Source organism: Streptomyces sp. NPDC044003 (assembly GCF_056435185.1).
This window is the reverse complement of the sequence record NZ_JBWKFA010000007.1, coordinates 144,803-165,092: the sequence shown is the minus strand read 5'-3', so window position 1 is coordinate 165,092 and position 20,290 is coordinate 144,803. Positions and strand designations below refer to the sequence as shown.

22 protein-coding genes, 1 pseudogene and 1 riboswitch are annotated in these 20,290 nt (G+C 72.4%); of the genes and pseudogenes, 11 read left to right on the top strand and 12 right to left on the bottom strand.

The window, feature by feature from the left end:
- Nucleotides 1-109: 109 nt before the first annotated feature.
- From AC07AW_RS26880 to AC07AW_RS26860, 5 genes are all read left to right on the top strand, one after another.
- Nucleotides 110-1,357 carry a MurT ligase domain-containing protein gene (locus tag AC07AW_RS26880; RefSeq protein ID WP_478818013.1) on the top strand — a complete coding sequence of 416 codons (1,248 nt, stop codon included), beginning with the start codon at nt 110-112 and terminating at the stop codon, nt 1,355-1,357.
- Between the two features lie 19 nt (nt 1,358-1,376).
- Nucleotides 1,377-2,105 carry a type 1 glutamine amidotransferase gene (locus AC07AW_RS26875; protein ID WP_478818012.1) on the top strand — a complete coding sequence of 243 codons (729 nt, stop codon included), beginning with the start codon at nt 1,377-1,379 and terminating at the stop codon, nt 2,103-2,105.
- Nucleotides 2,106-2,263: 158 nt separating this feature from the next.
- On the top strand, nt 2,264-3,289 hold the full coding sequence (locus tag AC07AW_RS26870; RefSeq protein ID WP_478818011.1) for a 6-phosphofructokinase: 1,026 nt from the start codon (nt 2,264-2,266) through the stop codon (nt 3,287-3,289).
- A gap of 102 nt (nt 3,290-3,391) precedes the next feature.
- Nucleotides 3,392-4,342, top strand: a complete 951-nt coding sequence (locus tag AC07AW_RS26865) for a cytochrome c oxidase assembly protein (protein ID WP_478818010.1) — start codon at nt 3,392-3,394, stop codon at nt 4,340-4,342.
- Between the two features lie 168 nt (nt 4,343-4,510).
- The gene (locus AC07AW_RS26860) at nt 4,511-4,711 is read left to right on the top strand and encodes a hypothetical protein (RefSeq protein WP_478818009.1); all 201 of its coding nucleotides are present in this window, start codon (nt 4,511-4,513) and stop codon (nt 4,709-4,711) included.
- Nucleotides 4,712-4,720: 9 nt separating this feature from the next.
- Here AC07AW_RS26860 and AC07AW_RS26855 read toward each other — a convergent pair whose 3' ends face one another.
- The gene (locus AC07AW_RS26855; RefSeq protein WP_478818008.1) at nt 4,721-5,734 is read right to left on the bottom strand and encodes a DUF3048 domain-containing protein; all 1,014 of its coding nucleotides are present in this window, start codon (nt 5,732-5,734) and stop codon (nt 4,721-4,723) included.
- A 78-nt stretch (nt 5,735-5,812) separates the two neighbouring features.
- On the opposite strand from AC07AW_RS26855, the gene AC07AW_RS26850 reads away from it, so the two are divergent.
- Nucleotides 5,813-6,532 (top strand): lysophospholipid acyltransferase family protein, encoded by a 720-nt coding sequence (locus AC07AW_RS26850; RefSeq protein ID WP_478818261.1) that lies wholly within the window; start codon nt 5,813-5,815, stop codon nt 6,530-6,532.
- Between the two features lie 64 nt (nt 6,533-6,596).
- On the top strand, nt 6,597-7,631 hold the full coding sequence (locus tag AC07AW_RS26845) for an NAD-dependent epimerase/dehydratase family protein (protein WP_478818007.1): 1,035 nt from the start codon (nt 6,597-6,599) through the stop codon (nt 7,629-7,631).
- A 54-nt stretch (nt 7,632-7,685) separates the two neighbouring features.
- On the opposite strand, the gene AC07AW_RS26840 is transcribed toward AC07AW_RS26845, so the two are convergent.
- The 8 genes and pseudogenes from AC07AW_RS26840 to AC07AW_RS26805 form a co-directional block, all read right to left on the bottom strand.
- Nucleotides 7,686-9,263, bottom strand: coding sequence for an alpha/beta hydrolase (locus tag AC07AW_RS26840; RefSeq protein ID WP_478818006.1), 1,578 nt, complete (start codon nt 9,261-9,263; stop codon nt 7,686-7,688).
- A gap of 142 nt (nt 9,264-9,405) precedes the next feature.
- Complete coding sequence (locus AC07AW_RS26835; RefSeq protein WP_478818260.1) at nt 9,406-10,149, bottom strand: urease accessory protein UreD; 744 nt, start codon at nt 10,147-10,149, stop codon at nt 9,406-9,408.
- Nucleotides 10,146-10,823, bottom strand: a complete 678-nt coding sequence (gene ureG / locus AC07AW_RS26830) for an urease accessory protein UreG (protein ID WP_478818005.1) — start codon at nt 10,821-10,823, stop codon at nt 10,146-10,148. Before ureG ends, AC07AW_RS26835 begins: the two co-directional genes overlap by 4 nt.
- 19 nt (nt 10,824-10,842) lie before the next feature.
- Nucleotides 10,843-11,505, bottom strand: a complete 663-nt coding sequence (locus tag AC07AW_RS26825; RefSeq protein ID WP_478818004.1) for an urease accessory protein UreF — start codon at nt 11,503-11,505, stop codon at nt 10,843-10,845.
- Nucleotides 11,505-13,226, bottom strand: coding sequence for an urease subunit alpha (locus AC07AW_RS26820; protein ID WP_478818003.1), 1,722 nt, complete (start codon nt 13,224-13,226; stop codon nt 11,505-11,507). Before AC07AW_RS26820 ends, AC07AW_RS26825 begins: the two co-directional genes overlap by 1 nt.
- 172 nt (nt 13,227-13,398) lie before the next feature.
- Nucleotides 13,399-13,704 (bottom strand): annotated as a pseudogene (locus AC07AW_RS26815) (urease subunit beta); the annotation flags it as partial.
- A 13-nt stretch (nt 13,705-13,717) separates the two neighbouring features.
- A complete protein-coding gene (locus AC07AW_RS26810) occupies nt 13,718-14,020 on the bottom strand; it encodes an urease subunit gamma (RefSeq protein WP_478818002.1) in 303 nt (100 codons plus the stop codon).
- A gap of 163 nt (nt 14,021-14,183) precedes the next feature.
- Nucleotides 14,184-14,816: a TetR/AcrR family transcriptional regulator gene (locus AC07AW_RS26805; protein WP_478818001.1), complete on the bottom strand. Its 633-nt coding sequence runs from the start codon at nt 14,814-14,816 to the stop codon at nt 14,184-14,186.
- Nucleotides 14,817-14,920: 104 nt separating this feature from the next.
- Between AC07AW_RS26805 and AC07AW_RS26800 the strand changes: the two genes are divergently transcribed.
- Entirely contained in the window at nt 14,921-15,916 is a 996-nt protein-coding gene (locus AC07AW_RS26800; RefSeq protein ID WP_478818000.1) for an ABC transporter permease, read from the top strand.
- A 109-nt stretch (nt 15,917-16,025) separates the two neighbouring features.
- On the opposite strand, the gene AC07AW_RS26795 is transcribed toward AC07AW_RS26800, so the two are convergent.
- Entirely contained in the window at nt 16,026-16,304 is a 279-nt protein-coding gene (locus AC07AW_RS26795; RefSeq protein WP_478817999.1) for a type II toxin-antitoxin system Phd/YefM family antitoxin, read from the bottom strand.
- A 63-nt stretch (nt 16,305-16,367) separates the two neighbouring features.
- On the opposite strand from AC07AW_RS26795, the gene AC07AW_RS26790 reads away from it, so the two are divergent.
- The 3 genes from AC07AW_RS26790 (at nt 16,368) to AC07AW_RS26780 (ending at nt 18,301) form a co-directional block, all read left to right on the top strand.
- Nucleotides 16,368-16,985, top strand: a complete 618-nt coding sequence (locus AC07AW_RS26790) for an ATP-dependent Clp protease proteolytic subunit (RefSeq protein ID WP_478817998.1) — start codon at nt 16,368-16,370, stop codon at nt 16,983-16,985.
- A gap of 7 nt (nt 16,986-16,992) precedes the next feature.
- Nucleotides 16,993-17,298, top strand: a complete 306-nt coding sequence (locus AC07AW_RS26785; RefSeq protein WP_478817997.1) for a hypothetical protein — start codon at nt 16,993-16,995, stop codon at nt 17,296-17,298.
- A gap of 400 nt (nt 17,299-17,698) precedes the next feature.
- Nucleotides 17,699-17,821, top strand: a riboswitch (cyclic di-AMP (ydaO/yuaA leader).
- A 3-nt stretch (nt 17,822-17,824) separates the two neighbouring features.
- A complete protein-coding gene (locus tag AC07AW_RS26780; RefSeq protein ID WP_392158407.1) occupies nt 17,825-18,301 on the top strand; it encodes a C40 family peptidase in 477 nt (158 codons plus the stop codon).
- A 73-nt stretch (nt 18,302-18,374) separates the two neighbouring features.
- Here AC07AW_RS26780 and AC07AW_RS26775 read toward each other — a convergent pair whose 3' ends face one another.
- Both AC07AW_RS26775 and AC07AW_RS26770 read right to left on the bottom strand, forming a co-directional pair.
- The gene (locus tag AC07AW_RS26775; RefSeq protein WP_478817996.1) at nt 18,375-18,812 is read right to left on the bottom strand and encodes an ATP-binding protein; all 438 of its coding nucleotides are present in this window, start codon (nt 18,810-18,812) and stop codon (nt 18,375-18,377) included.
- 170 nt (nt 18,813-18,982) lie between these two features.
- A complete protein-coding gene (locus tag AC07AW_RS26770; RefSeq protein ID WP_478817995.1) occupies nt 18,983-20,161 on the bottom strand; it encodes an 8-amino-7-oxononanoate synthase in 1,179 nt (392 codons plus the stop codon).
- Nucleotides 20,162-20,290: the final 129 nt, after the last annotated feature.

Below are 20,290 nucleotides of genomic sequence, written 5' to 3'. Positions count from 1 at the left end.
CCGCCGTGACCTCCGTGTTTCGTGCGGCCGCTTGCCGGTGCCGCTGTTCGGGCTGCTGGCCGGATCTCGATAGGCTGAGCCCGGACCGACGCAAGGAGGAACAAGAACGATGTCAGGACACCCCGGTAATCCAGAGCCGCTGTCGCCGCGCGCCAAGCTGGCCGTGACGGCGGGCAAGGCCGCGGCCGCGGTGTCGCGTGCGGCGGGGCGCGGCAGCGGATCGGTGATCGGCGGCCGTGTGGCGCTGAAGCTCGACCCCGACCTGCTCGGTCGGCTCGCGCAGCATCTGGACGTCGTCCTGGTGTCGGCGACCAACGGCAAGACGACGACGACCCGGCTGATCGCGGAGGCCCTGCGTGCCGCCGGGCCCGTGGTCTCCAACGCGCTCGGCGCCAACATGCCCGCCGGCATCACCTCGGCGCTGGCCGGCGGCTCGGAGTCCAAGTTCGGCGTGATCGAGGTCGACGAGAAGTACCTCGCCGGCGTCGCCCGGGACACCACGCCCAAGGCGATCGCGCTGCTGAACCTCTCCCGCGACCAGCTGGACCGCGCGGCCGAGACCCGGATGCTCGCCGAGAAGTGGCGCGAGGGCCTCAACGGCACCAAGGCCGTGGTCATCGCGAACGCCGACGACCCGCTGATCGTGTGGGCCGCCTCCTCCTCCCCGAACGTGGTGTGGGTCGCCGCCGGACAGGAGTGGAAGGACGACGCCTGGTCGTGCCCCGCCTGCGGCGGTGTGATGCAGCGCCCGGGCGACGACTGGTTCTGCGGCGAGTGCGGCTTCCGTCGTCCCGCGCCGAGCTGGGCGCTCAGCGGCGACCACGTGCTCGACCCGCACGGTTCGGCCTGGCCGATCCGGCTGCAGCTGCCCGGCCGCGCGAACAAGGCGAACGCCGCGACCTCGGCCGCCGTCGCCGCCGTCTTCGGGGTGCCGCCGCAGGTAGCCCTGGAGCGCATGTACCAGGTGCAGGCCGTCGCCGGACGCTATGACGTGGTCTCCTTCCAGAACCGCGACCTGCGTCTGCTCCTCGCGAAGAACCCGGCCGGCTGGCTCGAAACGTTTTCTCTCATCGACGGGCCGCCCGCCCCGGTGATCCTCTCCGTCAACGCGCGCGGCGCCGACGGCACGGACACCTCCTGGCTGTGGGACGTGGACTACGGCCGGCTCGCCGGCCACCCGATCATGGTGATCGGCGACCGGAAGCTGGACCTCGCGGTCCGCCTGGAGGTCGCGGGGGTGGACTTCCGCGTCTGCGAGACGCTCGACGAGGCCGTCGCGATGGCCCCGCCCGGGCAGATCGAGCTGATCGCCAACTACACCGCCTTCCAGGACGTCCGCCGCCGCGTCGGCAACTGACCCGTAGAGGACTTGCAGCATGAGTGACAGCAGCCTGCGCCTGGTCTGGGTCTACCCGGACCTGCTCAGCACCTACGGCGACCAGGGCAACGTCCTCGTCGTCCAGCGCCGTGCCGAACAGCGCGGCCTCAGCGTCGAGCGCGTCGACGTCCGCAGCGACCAGCCGGTCCCCACCTCGGGCGACATCTACCTGATCGGCGGCGGCGAGGACCGTCCGCAGCGGCTCGCCTCCGAGCGGCTGCGGCGGGACGGCGGGCTGAGCCGGGCCGCCTCCAACGGCGCGATCATCTTCTCGGTCTGCGCCGGGTACCAGATCCTGGGCCACGAGTTCATCAACGACCTCGGCGAGCGCGAGGCCGGGCTCGGGCTCATCGACGTGATCTCGACCCGCGGCGAGGGCGCCCGCTGCGTCGGCGACGTCCTCGCGGACATCGACCCGCGCCTGGGCCTCCCCCAGCTGACCGGGTTCGAGAACCACCAGGGCATCACCCATCTCGGCCCGACGGCCCGGCCGTTCGCCCGGACCGTCTTCGGCAACGGCAACGGGACCGGCGACGGCACCGAGGGCGCGTACAACGACACCGTCTTCGGTACGTACATGCACGGCCCCGTCATGGCGCGGAACCCGCAGATCGCGGACATGCTGCTGAAGCTGGCCCTCGACGTGAACGCGCTGCCGCCGACGGACGACCGCTGGTACGAGGCGCTGCGCGCGGAGCGCATCGCGGCGGCGACCCAGCCCGCCTGAGTCAATCCGCGCACCGCCGTTGGTCCCTCGTACGAACGTACGTTGTCCACTGTGCGGACATCCGGTTCGGCCCCGCCACCCTGCGACGATAGGGTGGCGGGGATCCAGCCGGACGACGTGGTCCGGGAGTCGGCCCACGTTGCAAAGGTTTTTGGGCTATGCGCATTGGCGTACTCACCTCCGGCGGAGACTGCCCCGGTCTGAACGCTGTCATCCGTTCCGTCGTGCACCGCGCCGTCGTCGATCACGGCGACGAGGTCATCGGCTTCCACGACGGGTGGAAGGGCCTCCTGGAGTGCGACTACCGCAAGCTCGATCTCGACGCGGTGGGCGGCATCCTGGCCCGGGGCGGCACCATCCTGGGCTCCTCGCGGGTCCAGCCCGCGCACCTCGTCGACGGCGTCGAGCGGGCCAGGGGCCACGTCGCCGACCTCGGTCTCGACGCCATCATCCCGATCGGCGGCGAGGGCACCCTCAAGGCGGCCAACCTGCTCTCCCAGGCGGGCCTCCCGATCGTCGGCGTCCCGAAGACGATCGACAACGACATCGCCTCCACCGACGTCACCTTCGGCTTCGACACCGCCGTGACCGTCGCCACCGAGGCCCTCGACCGGCTGAAGACCACCGCCGAGTCGCACCAGCGGGTCCTCGTCGTCGAGGTGATGGGCCGCCACACCGGCTGGATAGCGCTGCACTCCGGCATGGCCGCCGGCGCGCACGCCGTGGTCGTCCCCGAGCGCCCCTTCGACATCGACGAGCTGACCGCCCGGGTCGGCGAGCGCTTCGAGGCCGGCAAGCGGTTCGCGATCGTGGTCGTCGCCGAGGGCGCGAAGCCGCGCGAGGGCTCGATGGACTTCAAGACCGCCGGCAAGGACATCTACGGCCACGAGCGGTTCACCGGCATCGCCAACCAGCTCTCCGCCGAGCTGGAGGGGCGCCTCGGCAAGGAGGCCCGCCCGGTCATCCTGGGTCACGTCCAGCGCGGCGGCACCCCGACCGCGTACGACCGCGTCCTCGCGACCCGCTTCGGCTGGCACGCCGTCGAGGCGGCGCACCGCGGCGAGTTCGGCATGCTGACCGCGCTGCGCGGCACGGAGATCACGATGGTCCCGCTCGCGCAGGCCGTGGAGACCCTCAAGACGGTTCCGGCCGACCGGTACGCCGAGGCGGAGTGCGTGCTCTGACGGCTCCCGTCCGTGACATCCGCCCCCGGTCGCAGTCGCGGCCGGGGGCGGTTCTAGTCTGGTGCGGACAACAAGCGCGAATCGGGCTCCAGGAGTGTACGGATGGATCACAGCGGGCACGGCATGACCACGGATCTGCCGCCGTTCACGCTGGGGCGGGGCCTGGAGTTCTCTCCCGACCTCTTCTTCCTGATCGGGTGCCTTGCGGCGCTCGGTCTGTACGGGTGGGGGGTGGCACGGCTGCGGCGGCGCGGTGACGGGTGGCCGATCAGCCGGACGGTGTTCTTCACCGTGGGCGTGCTGAGCGTCGCCCTGATGATGTGCACCAAGCTCAACGACTACGGCATGGTCATGTTCAGCGTGCACATGGTGCAGCACATGGTGATCTCCATGCTGTCGCCGATCCTGCTGCTGCTCGGCGCGCCGGTGACCCTCGCGCTGCGGGCGCTGCCGGTGGCGGGCCGGGGCTCGACGGGGCCGCGCGAGCTGCTCCTGAAGCTGCTGCACAGCCGGTACATGAAGGTGATCACGCACCCGGCGTTCACGATCTCCATGTTCATCGCGAGCCTGTACGGGCTGTACTTCTCGCCGCTCTTCGACTTCCTGATGGGCTCCAAGGCGGGGCACATCGGGATGATGGTGCACTTCCTGATGGTGGGCCTGGTCTTCTTCTGGCCGATCATGGGCGTGGACCCGGGCCCGCACCGGCCGGGGTACGTGATGCGGATGCTGGAGCTGTTCGCGGGCATGCCGTTCCACGCGTTCTTCGGCATCGCGATGATGATGGCGACCCAGCCGCTGGTGGAGTCGTACAAGAACCCGCCGGCCTCGCTCGGGATCGACGCGCTCACCGACCAGAACGCGGCGGGCGGCATCGCCTGGGCGTTCAGCGAGATCCCGTCCGTCCTCGTCCTGATCGCCCTGGTCTACCAGTGGTACCACTCCGAGCAGCGGCAGGCCGTCCGCAAGGACCGGGCCGCCGACCGGGACGGCGACAAGGAGCTGGAGGCGTACAACGCCTATCTCGCCTCGCTGCAGGCGCGGAGCCGCTGACGACCGGGATTCCACGGTGCTCCTCACGGGCCCGGTGCCGCCTGCGGCGCCGGGCCCGTTTGCGTACCGGCGCACGCCGGAGCGTCCTGGGAGTAGCGCGCGCCCCTGTCGCGGGGTCACGATGGGCTGGACGGCTTCCGCGGCCCCGGTCGGGAGGAGGGCGGGCTGATGTCCGGTCCCACGAAGACGATGGCGGTGCTCACCTGCGCCGCGCTGGTGCTGACGACGGCCTACACGGTGGCGCTCGGCAGCAGCGGCTGGCTCTGGTTCGGTCTGGTGGTCCTGATCGTGGCGACGATCGGGATGGCGGCGGCGGACAGCTCCGTACCACCGCCTCCCCCGCCCCGCCCGCCGGGCACCACGTCCTGAGCGACGGGCCTACGCGCGCGGGGCCAGGACGATCCAGGTCTGGCCCGGCGCGAAGGCCAGGGGCTTTCCGGCCGGGGTGGTGAACGTGGTGCCGGAGGTCGCCGAGGGGCGGGACCAGCGGGCCTCGTGGGCGCGGCCGTCGCGCAGGACGAGCGCCGTGCCGCTGCCGACGGTCTCGCTGTACGGGGAGACCGAGCCGAACCGGTCGTGGAAGCGGGACGGGCGGACCGTGACGCGCTGGACGACGACCGTCTCCGGGGTGAGCAGGCCCGTGTCGGTGGCGCGGGCCTCGCGGCCGTCCATGGCCACCCGCCAGGCGTGGTCGGCGGCGGACCAGGTGAAGGTGTAGCGGGCCGCCGGGTAGCGGACGGTCTCGGTCCTGACCGCGGTGCCGCCGGCCGGGGCGGGCCCGAAGCGGAAGCCGATGTCCCGGGGGTCGTCGGCGCGCGGGACGGCGGCGACGGCGCGGCCGGGGCGCAGATAGAGGTTGTGCGGGACCGGGCGGTCCGGTGAGCGCCGGAAGGCCTGGGGTGTGGTGCCCTCGGTGACGAGGTGGAGGGGCGCGGCCCGCAGCAGCGGGGTGAGGGCGGACTGGGCGCCGGAGTAGGCGAGGACCGGGTGGCCGAAGTCGCCGAGCAGGGCGATGTCGGATTCGCGGGCGCTGCGGACGGGGCCGGTGAGGTCGGGGAGGTGGGAGGAGTAGACGGCCATGAGCCGGGTCACGCCGCCCTCGACCTGTTCGACGTAGACGAGGTCGGCCGCGGCGAGTCCGGTGTGGGGGCGGGCCTCCGGCACGTTGTCGAGCTTCACGGCCAGGACGGGGGCGGGCTTCGCGGGAAGCCCGGTGAAGGGCGAGAGGCCGGTGGCCGGGGTGGTGGTCGGGGTGGCGGGCGCGGTCGTCGGCGTGGGGCTGGGCTCCGACGGGCCCGAGCCGGAGCAGCCGTAGAGCCCGGCCGCCGTCAGCGCGCACAGCATCGCGGTGAGGACGCGGCCGGGGCGCCTGACTCCGCGCTCGCCTGTCATGTGACGCTCCCCCACCAGTGGACCACGGGCCCCCGCGGGGATACAACGGGCGTGACGGACGACGAACGGGGGTCGCGCGTGTTCTATCAGCTGATGAAGTACGTCCTGCTCGGACCGCTCCTCAGGCTGCTCTTCCGGCCGCGGATCGAGGGGCTCGAACACATCCCGGAGGAGGGGGCCGCGATCGTCGCGGGCAATCACCTGTCCTTCTCCGACCATTTCCTGATGCCGGTGGTCCTGGACCGGCGGATCACCTTCCTCGCGAAGCAGGAGTACTTCACCGGGCCGGGGCTCAAGGGCCGGCTGACGGCCGCCTTCTTCCGGGCCGCCGGGCAGATCCCGGTGGACCGGTCCGGGAAGGAGGCCGGCAAGGCGGCGATCCGGGAGGGTCTCGGCGTCCTCGACCGGGGCGAGTTGCTCGGGATCTATCCCGAGGGGACGCGTTCGCACGACGGACGGCTCTACAAGGGCAAGGTGGGGGTGGCGGTGATGGCGCTGACCGCCGGGGTGCCGGTGGTGCCGTGCGCGATGGTGGGGACCTTCGAGATCCAGCCGCCGGGGAAGGTCGTGCCGAGGATCCGCCGGGTCACCATCCGGTTCGGGGCGCCGCTGGACTTCTCCCGGTTCGCCGGGTCGGCGGGTGAGAGGGCCGTGGTCCGCGCGGTGACGGACGAGATCATGTACGAGATCCTGCGCCTGTCGGGACAGGAGTACGTGGACGAGTACGCGGCGGTGGTGAAGGCCGCGGAGTCCGGCGGCGACGCACCTCCCGAGAAGTTCCCGCGCGGGGAACGCTGAGGGCGGATCCGCGCACGGCGCAATCCCCTGGGCCGCCGCCCCCGGCACCCGTAGCGTCCCCTGCATGACCAAGCGAAACGCGTTCGTGCTGGGTGCGACGGGACAGGTGGGGCGGGCGGCCGTGCGGGCGCTCGTCGCGGACGGCTGGGAGGTGACGGCCGCCTCGCGGGGCGGCGGCAGGGACGACGGCTGGACGGACGAGGTGCGGTCGGTGCGGCTCGACCGGGACGAGGAGGGCGCGCTGGCGTCGGCGCTCGGCGAGGGCACCGACGTCCTCGTGGACGTCGTGGCGTACGACGCCGGGCACGCCGCCCAGCTGACCGGTCTCGCGGACCGGATCGGCTCGGCGGTGGTGATCTCCAGCGGGGCGGTGTACGAGGACGAGCAGGGGCGCAGCTTCGACACCCAGGACCGGCCGGACGGCTTCCCGCGCTATCCGGTGCCGATCCCGGAGTCGCTCGCGACGGTGGCGCCGGGCGCCGGCACGTACAGCACGCGGAAGGTGGCCCTGGAGCAGGCGTTGACGGCGGCCGGGGAGCTGCTGCCGACGACGCTGCTGCGGGCGGGTTCGATCCACGGCCCGCACTGCCGCTCGCCGCGCGAGCTGTTCTTCGTGAAGCGCGCGCTCGACCGGCGGCCGGTGCGGGTGCTCGCGTACAACGGTCTGTCGCGGTTCCACCCGGCGAACGTGGACAATCTGGCCGAGTTGATCCGGCTCGCGGCGGCGCGGCCGGGGACGCGGGTGCTGAACGCCGGCGATCCGGACGTGCCGACGACCGCGGAGATCTCCGCGGCGGTGGACGCGGTCGTGGGAGTGGAGAGCGAGCTGGTGCTCGTGGACGGGCCGCCGCCGGTGGGCATCGTGGGTGAGACGCCGTGGGGTCTGGACGCGCCGATCGTGTACGACATGACGGCGGCGGAGCGGGAGTTGGGCTACCGGCCGGTGGTGGGGTACGCGGAGTCCTTGCCGGCGACGGTGGAGTGGCTGACGGAGCGGCTCGCGGGCCGGGGGTGGCTGGAGGCGTTCCCGAACCTCGCCAAGTACGGGCAGGACTGGTTCGACTACGCGGCCGAGGACGCCTGGCTCGCCTCGCGCTGAGACGGCGGAGGGGCGGCCGCCGTACGGCGACCGCCCCTCACTGTGGTGCGGGTGTTACGGCTTGGGCGTGGCGTGCGGCTCGCACGTCACGTCCTGGCTGTCCACCTTGCCGGTGAGCAGGTACGTCTCGACCTTCGGGTTGATGCAGGGGTTCACCAGGCCGGTGACACCGTGCGAACCCGCGTTCTTCTCGGTGATGAGACGCGAGCCCTTGAAGCGCTTGTGCAGCTCGACCGCGCCGACGTACGGCGTCGCCGCGTCGCGCTCGGACTGGACGATGAGCACCGGCGGCAGGCCCTTGCCCGTCTTGACCTCGGTCGGCTTCTGCTGCGGCGCGGACCAGGTGGCGCACGGCAGGTTCATCCAGGCGTTCGCCCAGGTCATGAACGGGTACTGCTCGTGGAGGGCCGAGTTGTCCCGGTTCCACTTGTTCCAGTTGGTCGGCCACGCCGCGTCGGCGCACTCGACGGCGGTGTAGACGGCGTTGCCGTTCTCCGACGCGATGTTGCCGGCCGTGTCGGTGAGGTCCGCGGCGGCGCCGTCGATCAGCGGCTGCGGGTCACCCGCGGCGTACGCGCTCCAGGCCTCCGCGACCGGGACCCACGAGGAGTCGTAGTACGGGGCGCTCTGGAAGAAGCCGATGAGCTCGGCCGGGCCGACCTTGCCGCCCAGGGGCTCCTTCTTGGCGGCGGCGCGCAGGGTCACCCACTGCTGCTGGACCTCCGCCAGGGTGTCCCCGAGGTGGTAGGTGGCGTCGTTCTGGGCGACCCAGGTCATCCAGTCCTTCAGCCGGCCCTCGAAGGCGATGTCCTGTTCCAGGTTGGCCTGGTACCAGATGTTGTGCTTCGCCGGGTTGACCACGCTGTCGACGACCATGCGGCGCACGTGGTTCGGGTACAGCGTGCCGTAGACGGCCCCGAGGTAGGTGCCGTAGGAGACGCCGATGAAGTTGAGCTTCTTCTCGCCGAGCGCGGCCCGGATGACGTCCAGGTCACGCGCGGTGTTCCGGGTCGTCATGTAGGGCAGCATGTCGCCGCTCTTCTCGGCGCAGCCCTTGGCGTACTCGGCGGCCAGCTTGCGCTGGGCGAGCTTGTCCGCCTCGCTGTCCGGGACCGGGTCGAGCTTCGGGCCCTTGACGAACTCGGTCGGGTCGACGCAGGAGATGGGCGCCGAGTGGCCGACACCGCGCGGGTCGAAGCCCACGAAGTCGTACGCCTTCGCGGTGTTCACCCAGAGCGGGTTGTTGGTGGTGACCCGGCGCGGGAAGCGCAGGCCGGAGCCGCCGGGGCCGCCGGGGTTGTACAGCAGCGCACCCTGGCGCTCGGCGGGCGTGCCGGTGGACTTGACGCGGTCCACCGCGATCTTGATCTTCTTGCCGTTGGGCTTGGCGTAGTCGACCGGGACGGTGACCCAGCCGCACTGGATGGGCTTGGCGAAGCCCCAGTCAGCGGGGCAGTCCTGCCAGTCGATTCCGGCCTTGGCGGCCTCGGCGGCGGCGATGGTCGCGCCGCGCGCCTCCTCGTCACGGTCGTGGCCGGTGACGGCACCGGCGGTCGGTGCCGCCAGCGCGGTCGCCATGAGCGTGCCCGCTATCAGAGTGCCGGCCGAGCCGAGCACTGCTGTGCGTCTCAATGATCCTCCCCCAGAAGGAGTCTGTGTGTCCGGGGGATCCTTTCGTCCCTGGGGCTCGCGATGAAAGGGCGTACACGTGTTTCTTTGCCGAACCAATAACCGGTGACAGGTGTACCGCTGAGCGGTGAACGTGCGGAGACGGTCAGAACGGGACGAGTTGGGCGAAGGCCTCGTCGAGGAGCCGGCGCAGCGCGAGCGCGTCCGGTGCGACCGCGGTGGCGAGGGCGGCGGGCCCGGCGAGCGGACTGACCACGGCGTTCTCCCCGAGCCGCCGCGCTTCCGCCGGCTTCTCGGCGAACGCAGGGTCGACGACGAGGAGTTGGCCCGTGGCCCGGTGGCCGCCGAGGACCGCGCCGCCGTCCCAGCCGCCGGGCGCACCGGGGCCGAAGGCCAGTTCCTGGTCGAGCAGAGGGCGTCCGGCACGGCGGACGGTGAGACGGGTGGTGAGGGTGCCGGGCGCCTCGCCGTGCCGGCCGAGGACCTGTTCCTCGCGGAGGACGAGCCGGGCCGTGGGCGCGAGGTCGACGGTGGTGCGCATCCGCAGGTGCGAGCCGGCGACGGAGACGAGCTGTTCGGGCAGCCAGCGGAGCTCCGCTCCGTCGCCGACGGTGATCCGCACGTCGTACGCGGCGGGGTCGGCGCTCCGGCCGGGCAGGGCGAGGGTGGCGGCGGCCGAGTCGACCAGGAGCCGGGCCCCGTCCCGTACCTCGGTCTCGATCGCGAGCCGGTCACCGCCGAGCGGCGCGCTCATCGCGCCGACGACGGTGACCCGGGTGTACGGTCCGGCGGCCCGGGTACGGCGCAGGGCCAGGGGGCCGTCGCTCACCAGGAGCGGCAGTCCGCCGTCGGCGTCGGCGGCGATCCGGGCGGTGGCGCGCAGGCTCACGCGGTCCACGCCGCGAGCTGTGCCCGGACCCAGTCGGCGACGGGCGCGACGCCGTTCTCGCCGCGCAGCGAGGTGAAGGCGACCGGCAGTTCGCCGCGCTGCTCCTCGGCGTCGCGGGCCATCCGCTCCAGGTCGGAACCGACGTGCGGGGCGAGGTCGGTCTTGTTGATCACGAGGAGGTCGGCGGTGGTGACGCCGGGCCCGCCCTTGCGCGGGATGTCGTCGCCGCCGGCCACGTCGATGACGAAGATCTGGGCGTCGACGAGCCCCTTGGAGAAGGTGGCCGTGAGGTTGTCGCCGCCGGACTCGACGAGGATGAGGTCGAGCGGACCGACCGTGTCCTCGAGTTCCTCGACGGCTTCGAGGTTGGCGGAGATGTCGTCGCGGATGGCGGTGTGCGGGCAGGCGCCGGTCTCCACGGCCTGGATGCGCTCGGGCGGCAGGACGGCGTTGCGGAGCAGGAACTCGGCGTCCTCGCGGGTGTAGATGTCGTTGGTGACGACGGCGAGGGAGAGGGTGTCGCGCAGCTCCCGGCAGAGGGCGGCGACGGTGGCGGTCTTGCCGGAGCCGACCGGTCCGCCGAGCCCGATGCGCAGGGCGCGGCGGGTGCCGTCGGGCCGGTGGGCGTCGGCGGAGACGGCGCCGGGGTGGGTAGGGGCGTGGTCGAGGTGCATGGTGCGGCTCCTGGTGGGGTTACGAGGCGAAGAGGCGGACCGGCCAGGCCGCGTGCTGTTCGGCGGTGAGGTCGAGCAGCGGGGCCGAGGCGGCGGGCAGGGCGTCGACGCCCTGCCGGGCGGCGGCGGCCGCGCGTGCGGCCACCTGGTCCATCTCGGGTGCGAGGCGGGCGAGGACGGCGGTGGCCTGGTAGGGGTCGAGGCTGAGGAGGCGGACGGCCGCGGTCGCCGGGCCGCCGACCGTCTCGTACGCGACGCAGTGCGCCGCGTCCTCGGGGCCGAGTCCGGCGGCCCGCGCGGCGGTGCCGAGGACGACGGGCTGATGGGCGCCGCGCGGGAACGCGGCGGCGAGCGCGTCGAGTTCGGGGCTCGGCCAGGTGGCACGGGCGGCCCGCATCAGCTGGCGGCCGAGCTTGCGGGCGGCGGCGCGCAGGGCCTCCGAGGGGGTGCGGGCGTCGGCCGCCGCGTCGAGCTCGTACGGGTCGAGTCCGTGCGCGGCCCCGGCGGCGAGGGCCGCCGACGTGAGGCCCGTGGTGTGCAGACGGCCCCGGCAGAAGGCTTCCAGGCCGGCGGCGTCCTTGATGCGGCCGGCCCTGACGGCGGCCTCGGCACCACCGGAGTGGGCGTGCCCGCCGGCGGGGAAACGCCCGTCGGCGAGCACGAGGAGGGCGGAGCGCGACATCAGAAGAGGAAGTAGCGCTGGGCCATGGGCAGTTCGACGGCGGGTGCCGGTTCGACCGGCTCGCCGTCGATGCTCACCGAGAAGGTGTCGGCGTCGACCTCGACCCGGGGCAGAGCGTCGTTCTCGCGCATGTCGGCCTTGGTGACCCGCCGGGTGGAGCCGATCGCGGCGAACTCCTTGTGCACTCCGAGCTTCCGGGGCAGGTCGTCCTCGATCGCCGCCTGGGAGACGAAGTTGACCGAACCGGCCGCGGCGGCCCGGCCGAGCGCGCCGAACATCGGACGGGGCAGCACCGGCTGGGGCGTGGGGATGGAGGCGTTGGCGTCGCCCATCTGCGCGTACGCGATCTGGCCGCCCTTGACGACGACGAGCGGCTTCACGCCGAAGAAGGCGGGCTCCCAGAGGACCAGGTCGGCGAGCTTGCCGGGCTCGACCGAGCCGATGAGGTGGTCCATGCCCTGGGCGACGGCCGGGTTGATCGTGTACTTGGCGACGTAGCGGCGGGCCCGGTGGTTGTCGGCGGCACCGTCGCCGGGCAGGGCACCGCGGCGCTTCTTCATGACGTGGGCGGTCTGCCAGGTCCGCATGATCACCTCGCCGATCCGGCCCATGGCCTGGGAGTCGGAGGAGATGATCGAGATGGCGCCCAGGTCGTGGAGGACGTCCTCGGCGGCGATGGTGGAGGGCCGGATGCGGGACTCCGCGAAGGCGAGGTCCTCGGGGACGGCCGGGTTGAGGTGGTGGCAGACCATCAGCATGTCGAGGTGTTCCTCGATGGTGTTGACGGTGTGCGGCCGGGTCGGGTTGGTGGAGCTGGGCAGGATGTACGGCTCGGAGACGACCGTGATGATGTCGGGGGCGTGCCCGCCGCCGGCGCCTTCCGTGTGGTACGCGTGGATCGTGCGTCCGGCGATGGCGGCGAGGGTGTCGCCGACGAAGCCCGCCTCGTTCAGGGTGTCGGTGTGGATGGCGAGCTGGGCGCCCGTCTCCTCGCACACGCTCAGACAGGCGTCGATGACGGCGGGGGTGGCACCCCAGTCCTCGTGGATCTTGAAGCCGAGCGCGCCGCCGCGCAGCTGGGAGTGCATCGCCTCCCGGGACATCGTGTTGCCCTTGCCGAGCAGGCCGATGTTGACGGGGAAGGTGTCCAGGGCCTCGAACATCCGGGCCATGTGCCAGGGGCCGGGGGTGATCGTGGTCGCCTTGGTGCCCTCGGCGGGCCCGGTGCCGCCGCCGACGAGGGTCGTGACGCCGGTGGCGAGGGCCTGCTCGACGATGGTCGGCGAGATGAAGTGGACGTGGGTGTCGACGGCGCCGGCGGTGACGATCCGGCCGTTGCCGACGATGATCTCGGTCTCGGGGCCGATGACGAGGTCGGGGTGGACGCCGTCCATGGTGTCGGGGTTGCCGGCCTTGCCGAGGGCGGTGATGCGGCCGTCCCGGATGCCGATGTCCGCCTTGACGACGCCCCAGTGGTCGATGACCACGGCGCCGGTGATGACGGTGTCGGGGGCGCCCTCGGCGCGGGTGGTGCGGGCCTGGCCCATGGACTCACGGACGACCTTGCCGCCGCCGAAGACGGCCTCTTCGCCGGCGCGGCCGGGGCCGCCGCAGCGGTCCTCCTCGATCTCGACGAGGAGGTCGGTGTCGGCGAGCCGGATGCGGTCGCCGGTGGTGGGGCCGAACAGGTCGGCGTAGACGGCACGGTGGAGGTCAGGCACGGTCGCCGTCCTTGTCCTTGTCCTGGTCCTGTTCGGTGCCGGCTTCGGTCGTGGCTTCGGTGGTGGCCTCGGTCGTGGCCTCGGTGCTGGCCTCGGTCGTGGCCTCGGTCGTGGCCTCGGTGCTGGCCTCGGTCGTGGCCTCGGTCGTGGCTTCGCTGGTGGCTTCGGTGGTGTCGAGCGGTCCGGCGGTCTCGCCGCGTAGGCCGGGCACGATCCTGCGGCCGGCGATCGGGACCAGCTCGACCTCGACGGGGATGCCGGGCTCGAAGCGGACGGCGGTCCCGGCGGCGATGTGCAGCCGCTGCCCGTGGGCGGCGGCGCGGTCGAAGTCCAGACCGGGGTTGACCTCGGCGAAGTGGTAGTGGGAGCCGACCTGGACGGGCCGGTCGGCGGCGTTGAGGACGGTGAGGCGGGTGACGGGGCGCCCCTCGTTGAGGGCGACGGGGCCGTCCGCGTACAGGATCTCTCCGGGGATCATCGGCGGCCGCCCCTCAGAGAATGGGGTCGTGGACGGTGACGAGCTTGGTGCCGTCCGGGAAGGTGGCCTCGACCTGGACGTCGTGGATCATCTCCGGGATGCCGTCCATGACCTCGTCACGGGTGAGCACCTTGCGCCCGGAGGCCATCAGCTCGGCGACGGTCCGGCCGTCCCGGGCGCCTTCCAGGATGTGGGACGTGATGAGCGCGACGGCCTCGGGGTGGTTGAGCCGCACACCGCGGGCCCGGCGCTTCTCGGCCACGTCGGCGGCCACATGGATGAGCAGGCGCTCCTGCTCGTGCGGGCTCAGTTGCACTCTTCCACCTCACAGTCGTCGACCGGGACGGGACCCGGACAGCTGCGGACCCTACCGACCGTCAACACTCTGTTGAACTGCGGAGATGCGGTGCGCGGCCAGACATTGCACGTTAGGGCGGAAGTTTTTCCGGCTCGTTAACTCCGGCTTTGCGTTCTCATGATCATCCGATCGGGTCGGCCTCCGGGGGTACGGACATCGACATCAGGCCACGCAGTCCGTCCTCCAGGACCTCCACGGACACGTCGCCGAAGAGCGCCTGCTGGGCGATGAAGCCCTGGGCGGTGGCGATGAGGGTGCGTGCCACATGGTCGGCGGGGACGTCGGCGTGGAGGAGGCCGTTCTCCCGGTAGGCGGTCACGAGCTTCGTCCACGCGACCCGCATCCCGTGGTAGCCCTCGGCGAGGGTCCCGGCCAGCTCCTCGTTGCGCAGGGTCTCGGTCCACACCTGGATGATCAGACGGGCGAAGGCCTGCCGGTCGGCGCCCTCGACCCGCTCCTCCAGGAAGAGCCGGAGCACCGCGCCGAGGAGGACGTCGGGGGTGGGCGGCGGGGTGGCGAGGGACGCCTCCTCGAAGGCGCCCCGGATGCCGGCGAAGGCCTCGGTCGCGATGGCCGCGATCAGCTCCTCCTTGCCGCGGAAGTAGCGGTAGACCGCGCCCGCGGAGAGCCCCACCTCGGCGAGCACGTCCTGCATGGACGTGGCGTGGAAGCCGTTGCGGGCGAAGCAGCGAGCGGCGCCGTCGAGGATCTGGCGCCGGCGGGCGTCGAGGTGTTCCTGGGAGACACGTGCCATGGGCAGAACCTAAAACGAATGTTCATTCTTGACAACTCCCGGGCGGCGGCGCACGCTGTGCCTCACATAAAACGAACGATCCTTCGCTTTGAATCGAGGCCGCCATGCCCGCCGCCACCACCCCGCCGGCCACCGGCCGCAGAATCCTCGCGGTGCTCGTACTGATACCGGTCGTCGCCGCCCTCGCCCTCGCGGTCTTCGCCTGGCCGGCCGCGCGCATCGCGCCCCGCGACCTGCCGATCGGCGTGGCCGGGCCCGCCGCCGCGGCCGGCGCGGTCGAGCGGCAGCTCGGCCGGCACGAGGGGGCCTTCGAGATCCACCGCTACGAGGACGCCGAGGCCGCCCGGGCCGCGATCGAGGACCGCGATGTATACGGAGCCGTGGTCGTCACCCCGAGCGGTACGGAACTCCTCACCGCCTCGGCGGCGAGCCCCGTCGTGGCCGGGCTGCTGCGCGAGGCCGTGACCGCCCAGGCCCCGGCGGGAGCCGAGGTCCGGGTCACGGACGTGGTCGCCGCACCGGCGGGCGACCCGCGCGGCGCCGTACTCGGCGCGAGTCTGCTGCCCCTCGCCCTGGTCGGCGCGGCCACGGGCGTCGTCACCGTCCTGCTCGGCCTGCGCGGGGCCAGGGCGGCCGCGACGCTCGTGGGCGCGGCGGCGCTCGCCGGGCTGGTCGGCGCGGCGCTCGCCGACAGCTGGCTCGGGGCGCTGACGGGCGACTGGTGGGCCGAGGCCGGGGTGCTCGGCCTGACCGTCCTGGCGATCGGCTCGGCCTTCGCGGGGCTCGCCACCCTGCTCGGCAAGCCCGGCTTCGGGCTGGCGGCAGCCCTGACGATCCTGCTCGGCAACGCCTTCTCGGGGATGTCGAGCGCTCCGCAGATGCTGCCCGCCGGGGTCGGCTCCCTCGGCCAGTGGCTGCCGCCGGGCGCCGGGGGCTCGGCCCTGCGGTCGGTGTCCGCCTTCGACGGCGCGGCGGCGGGCCGCCCGCTGCTCGTCCTCTCCCTCTGGGCCGTGGCAGGTCTGGCCGCGACCGCGCTCGGCGCGCGGCGCCGCGTGGAGCCGGCCCCCTCGACGGAGCCCGCACCGGTGCCGGTGGGCTGAGACCCCCACCCGAAAACGGCCGCGTACCCCCGCTGTAGCGGACGGGGGTGCGCGGCTTTTCGCTTGCGGGGCCGGGAGGTGCCGGGCTCGGGCGTCCCCCGTGCCCCGGTCAGGAGGTGCCGGGCTCCTGGTGGTGGGCGGCGATGCCGAAACGGCGCTGTTCGCCGGGAGCGGAGTCGACCGGCCGGAGGCTGGAGAGCGAGCTGACCACCTGTTCGTCGGCGGGCTTCTCCGCCGCTTCGAGTTCTTCCAGGTCAGCAGCGGAGACCAGGGCGACGAGCGGCTTCCCGTGGCGGGTGACGACGACGCGTTCGCCGCCGTACACGACGCGGTTGATGAGGTCGGCGAGCTCAGCTCGCGCTTGCGTCACCGGGATCTCGTAGGTCATGCTCCTCATCTTACGGTCTGTACGTCCTGTACATTTTTTACAGACAGCTGGAGGTGCTCAGCCATGGACGCTCGCTATGTCCTGCCCGAGTTCACGGAGCGGACCAGCTTCGGAACCCGGACCCTCGATCCGTACTCGAAGCTCCTCGAAGCCCGGATCGTCTTCCTCGGCACACCCATCGACGAGACCTCGGCCAACGACGTCATCGCGCAGTTCCTGCACCTCGACTACGCGGCGCCCGGCCAGGACATCTCGCTCTACATCAACTCCCCCGGCGGCTCGATCAGCGCCATGACCGCGATCCACGACACGATGCGGACGCTCTCCTGCGACGTGGAGACCACCTGCCTGGGCCAGGCCGCGTCCACCGCCGCCGTCCTGCTCGCCGCCGGCACCCCCGGCAAGCGGATGGTCCTCCCCGGCGCCCGCATCACCCTCCGGCAGCCGGCCATGGACGAGCCCCTCCAGGGACAGCCGAGCGACCTCGACATCCACGCGCGCGAACTGCTGAGGCTGCGCGCCCTGGTGGCCGGGATGCTCACCGAGTACACCGGGCAGAGCCGGGAGCGGATCGACGCCGACATCGACCGCCTCAGCGTCCTGGACGCGCCCGCGGCCGTCGCGTACGGACTGGTGGACCACGTGATCACGAGCCGGCGCGACACCGGCGCGGCGCGGTGAGCCGGCCGTGGTGCCCGAGCTGCCGCCGCTGCCCGCGCTGACCCGCGCCGAGGGTGAGTTGATCGACGCGTACCTCGAAGTCGTCGACCTCCTGGGGAAGATCAACCCATCCAGGGGTACGCATACCTATGGGGCGCTGCGCGCGGCACAGGCCCTGGTGGGACGCGCGGAGGCGCTGCGCGAGGCCCTGACGCTCATGCATATGCGGGGCGAGAGCGAGGTCCACGCGGACACTCTGGCGCGCGCCCTACGGGTGTTGGACGGCGAGCGCCGCGCCGACCGCGTCACCGTCCCCCGCACGCGGGCTAGTTGACATTCCGGCATGTCGTGTCGAGGTCCGGTCGGCCGACACGGATCGCAGAATCGCTCCCCCGTTCGGCGTAGTCGACGAGTCGACATATGGGGCGGGTGAGTTGCGCAACAGGTGTACGCATTTGGCGGAATGGGACGTTCCGCCGCTGGTGCGGGGCTCGTCGGTCAAACCTCCGAAGATCACAAAGCCCGCCTGTCCACCCGTATGGATCAGTCGTGAGGAGCCTCACATATCGCCGTTTCAGCTCGGATTTCGCCCTGGTTGTGGGTCAAGATCCCTGTCGACGACAAGCCCCCGCCATCCGCGGCGGGGCGGTCCGGGCGGACGCCGAGTCCTGCCGCTGTCCCGGACGTCTGGTCGACAGGAGTGGATCGGCAGGAGTGGAGGACCCGAGCAGTACGGGACGTACGCGCTGTTTCTCGCAGCGGGGCCGTCCCTTGGGGTGAAGCCGCAGCCGCGGCCGGGCATCTTCGCCAGTCCGAACCCGACAGGTCATCCTTCGCAGGCGGCTGACGAAGGGTTGCGCATGACTGCGCAGATGCACGTCCCGTCCCTGCTGTCCCGGGCCGGAGCCGTCTCGGCTCTCACCCTCGCCGCCGTCGGCGGCACGTTGCTCGCACCAGGTGCGGCACCCGAGGCCCAGGCAGCCACCACATACGCGAACAAGGCACTGAGCGTCGCCGCGTCCAAGAAGGGAGCCCCGTACCGGTACGGGAGCGCCGGACCCTCCAGGTTCGACTGCTCCGGTCTGACGCTCTACGCGTACAAGCAGGCGGGCAAGTCGCTGCCCCGCACCGCGCAGCAGCAGTACAACAACACCCGGCACATCTCCGCGTCCAGCAGACAGAAGGGGGACCTGGTCTTCTTCCACTCCGGCGGGAGCGTCTACCACGTGGGCATCTACGCCGGCAGCGGCAAGATCTGGCACTCGCCCAAGACGGGATCCTGGGTGAAGCTCGACGCGATCTGGACGTCGAAGGTCTACTACGGCCGCGTCCGATGACGCCCGCCGGCCTCTGACCCCGCCCCAGGGGTGCGGTGGCGCCGCCGCACCCCTGCGCCGGGACTCTCACCCCCTAGACGTACGAGGCGGTCGCCGGGGTCCACGGGAGGGTGATCCAGACCGTCTTCCCGCCCTCCTCGGTCGGTGTGACCGAGAGCCGGCCGCCCGCCTCCGCCGCCAGGGAGCGGATGATGACCATGCCCCGGCCGTTGTCCTGCTGGACCGCCGCCGGGAGCCGGCGGGGCCAGCGCGGGTGGCTGTCGGTGACGCCGATGTGGAGTCGCTCCTCGCGCTCCAGACGGACGTCGATGGTGAAGGTGGGTGACTGCCCGAAGGTGTGCAGGACGGCGTTGGTGGCCAGTTCCGAGACCATCAGGCGGATCCCGTCCGCCAGGTCGTCCGCACCGTCCAGACCCCACCCGTCGAGGACCTCCGCGACGAACCGCCGGGCCGTGGGGACCGACGCGGGATCGCTCGGCAGAGTGACGGATGCTTCCTGATGGTCTGCCATGGCGACGCTGTCCCTTTCCCGCCGGGGCTTCCGCCCCGGATCGCGCTTCGCGTCAGAGTCCCACCGATCGTGCCGCCCCGGCAGGCGTTCCACCAAGATATGTCCCCATCTGTCGCCCGAAGCGGTGAACTCTGCTGTCCGTGACCGCTCTTGGACCACCCGACGGTCCGTCAGACCTGGGGTGCGGTCCGCAGGATCGTTTCCACCGCCCGCGTGATCTCCGCGTCCGTCAGATCGGCCCGGGCCGTGAGCCGCAGCCGCGAGATGCCGTCGGGGACGGACGGGGGCCGGAAGCAGCCGACCGCCAGGCCCTGTTCACGGCAGTCCGCCGCCCAGCGCAGCGCCGCCTCCGGGGAGGGCGCGTGCACCGAGACGACGGCCGCGTCGGGCCGGGCGGCGGTGAGGCCGGCCTCCGTGAGGAGCCGGTGCAGCGTCGCGGCGACGGTACGGGCCCGCTCGGCGAGGCCCGGTTCGGCCACGATCAGACGCAGGGCCGCCAGCGCGCCGCCGGCGGCGGCCGGGGCGAGCCCGGTGTCGAAGATGAAGGTGCGGGCCGCGTTCACCAGGTGCTCGATCACCCGGGCCGGGCCGAGCACGGCGCCGCCCTGGCTGCCGAGGGACTTCGAGAGGGTGAGGGTGGCGACGACGTCCTCGTCGCCCGCGAGCCCCGCCTCGTGCAGGGCGCCCCGGCCGCCCTCGCCGAGGACGCCGAAGCCGTGGGCGTCGTCGACGACGAGTCCGGCACCGTGCGCGCGGCAGGCGTCGGCGAGCTCGCCCAGCGGCGCCTTGTCGCCGTCGACCGAGAAGACGGAGTCGCTGACGACCAGGGCCCGGCGCCCCGGGTGCGCGTCCAGGGTCTTGGCGACGGCCTCGGGGTCGGTGTGCGGGACGACGGCGGTCTCGGCGCGCGCGAGACGGCAGCCGTCCACGATCGAGGCGTGGTTGGAGGCGTCGGAGACGATCAGGGAGTCCCGGCGGCCGAGCGCGGTGAGCGCGGCGAGGTTCGCGGTGTAGCCGGAGGAGAAGACGAGGGCCGCCTCGAAGCCGCAGAACTCGGCGAGTTCGCGCTCCAGGCGGGTGTGCAGCCGGGTGGTGCCGGTGACGAGCCGCGAGCCGGTGGAGCCTGCGCCCCAGCGCCCGGCCGCCTCGGCCGCGGCCCCGGTGACCTCCGCGCGGCGGGTGAGGCCGAGGTAGTCGTTGCTCGCCAGGTCCAGGAGGTCCGACTCGGCCGCCCGGGGTCGCAGCGTCCGGACGAGACCGGCCTCGGCCCGGCGACGCGCCTCGGCGTCGGTCCAGTCGAAGGCGGTGCGGCGCGGGCCCGCGGCCCGCGTGTCGTCGGCCAGAGACATGCGGCGATCCTTTTGTAGGCAGCGCACAGACCCTAACCGCAGGATGCCGAGGTCGGGATGTGGTCATCCACACACCTCTATCGGGGGCGTTTGTTCGGATCCTCCTTGGCCCGGGGGTGGGCGGTAAGC

What these genes read in the sequence shown, in the direction of transcription:
- AC07AW_RS26880 (WP_478818013.1), top strand. Translation starts at nt 110, where the DNA reads ATGTCAGGACACCCCGGTAATCCAGAGCCGCTGTCGCCGCGCGCCAAG.
- AC07AW_RS26875 (WP_478818012.1), top strand. Translation starts at nt 1,377, where the DNA reads ATGAGTGACAGCAGCCTGCGCCTGGTCTGGGTCTACCCGGACCTGCTC.
- AC07AW_RS26870 (WP_478818011.1), top strand. Translation starts at nt 2,264, where the DNA reads ATGCGCATTGGCGTACTCACCTCCGGCGGAGACTGCCCCGGTCTGAAC.
- AC07AW_RS26865 (WP_478818010.1), top strand. Translation starts at nt 3,392, where the DNA reads ATGGATCACAGCGGGCACGGCATGACCACGGATCTGCCGCCGTTCACG.
- AC07AW_RS26860 (WP_478818009.1), top strand. Translation starts at nt 4,511, where the DNA reads ATGTCCGGTCCCACGAAGACGATGGCGGTGCTCACCTGCGCCGCGCTG.
- AC07AW_RS26855 (WP_478818008.1), bottom strand. Translation starts at nt 5,734, where the DNA reads ATGACAGGCGAGCGCGGAGTCAGGCGCCCCGGCCGCGTCCTCACCGCG.
- AC07AW_RS26845 (WP_478818007.1), top strand. Translation starts at nt 6,597, where the DNA reads ATGACCAAGCGAAACGCGTTCGTGCTGGGTGCGACGGGACAGGTGGGG.
- ureG (WP_478818005.1), bottom strand. Translation starts at nt 10,823, where the DNA reads ATGCACCTCGACCACGCCCCTACCCACCCCGGCGCCGTCTCCGCCGAC.
- AC07AW_RS26825 (WP_478818004.1), bottom strand. Translation starts at nt 11,505, where the DNA reads ATGTCGCGCTCCGCCCTCCTCGTGCTCGCCGACGGGCGTTTCCCCGCC.
- AC07AW_RS26805 (WP_478818001.1), bottom strand. Translation starts at nt 14,816, where the DNA reads ATGGCACGTGTCTCCCAGGAACACCTCGACGCCCGCCGGCGCCAGATC.
- AC07AW_RS26800 (WP_478818000.1), top strand. Translation starts at nt 14,921, where the DNA reads ATGCCCGCCGCCACCACCCCGCCGGCCACCGGCCGCAGAATCCTCGCG.
- AC07AW_RS26795 (WP_478817999.1), bottom strand. Translation starts at nt 16,304, where the DNA reads ATGACCTACGAGATCCCGGTGACGCAAGCGCGAGCTGAGCTCGCCGAC.
- AC07AW_RS26790 (WP_478817998.1), top strand. Translation starts at nt 16,368, where the DNA reads ATGGACGCTCGCTATGTCCTGCCCGAGTTCACGGAGCGGACCAGCTTC.
- AC07AW_RS26780 (WP_392158407.1), top strand. Translation starts at nt 17,825, where the DNA reads ATGACTGCGCAGATGCACGTCCCGTCCCTGCTGTCCCGGGCCGGAGCC.
- AC07AW_RS26775 (WP_478817996.1), bottom strand. Translation starts at nt 18,812, where the DNA reads ATGGCAGACCATCAGGAAGCATCCGTCACTCTGCCGAGCGATCCCGCG.
- AC07AW_RS26770 (WP_478817995.1), bottom strand. Translation starts at nt 20,161, where the DNA reads ATGTCTCTGGCCGACGACACGCGGGCCGCGGGCCCGCGCCGCACCGCC.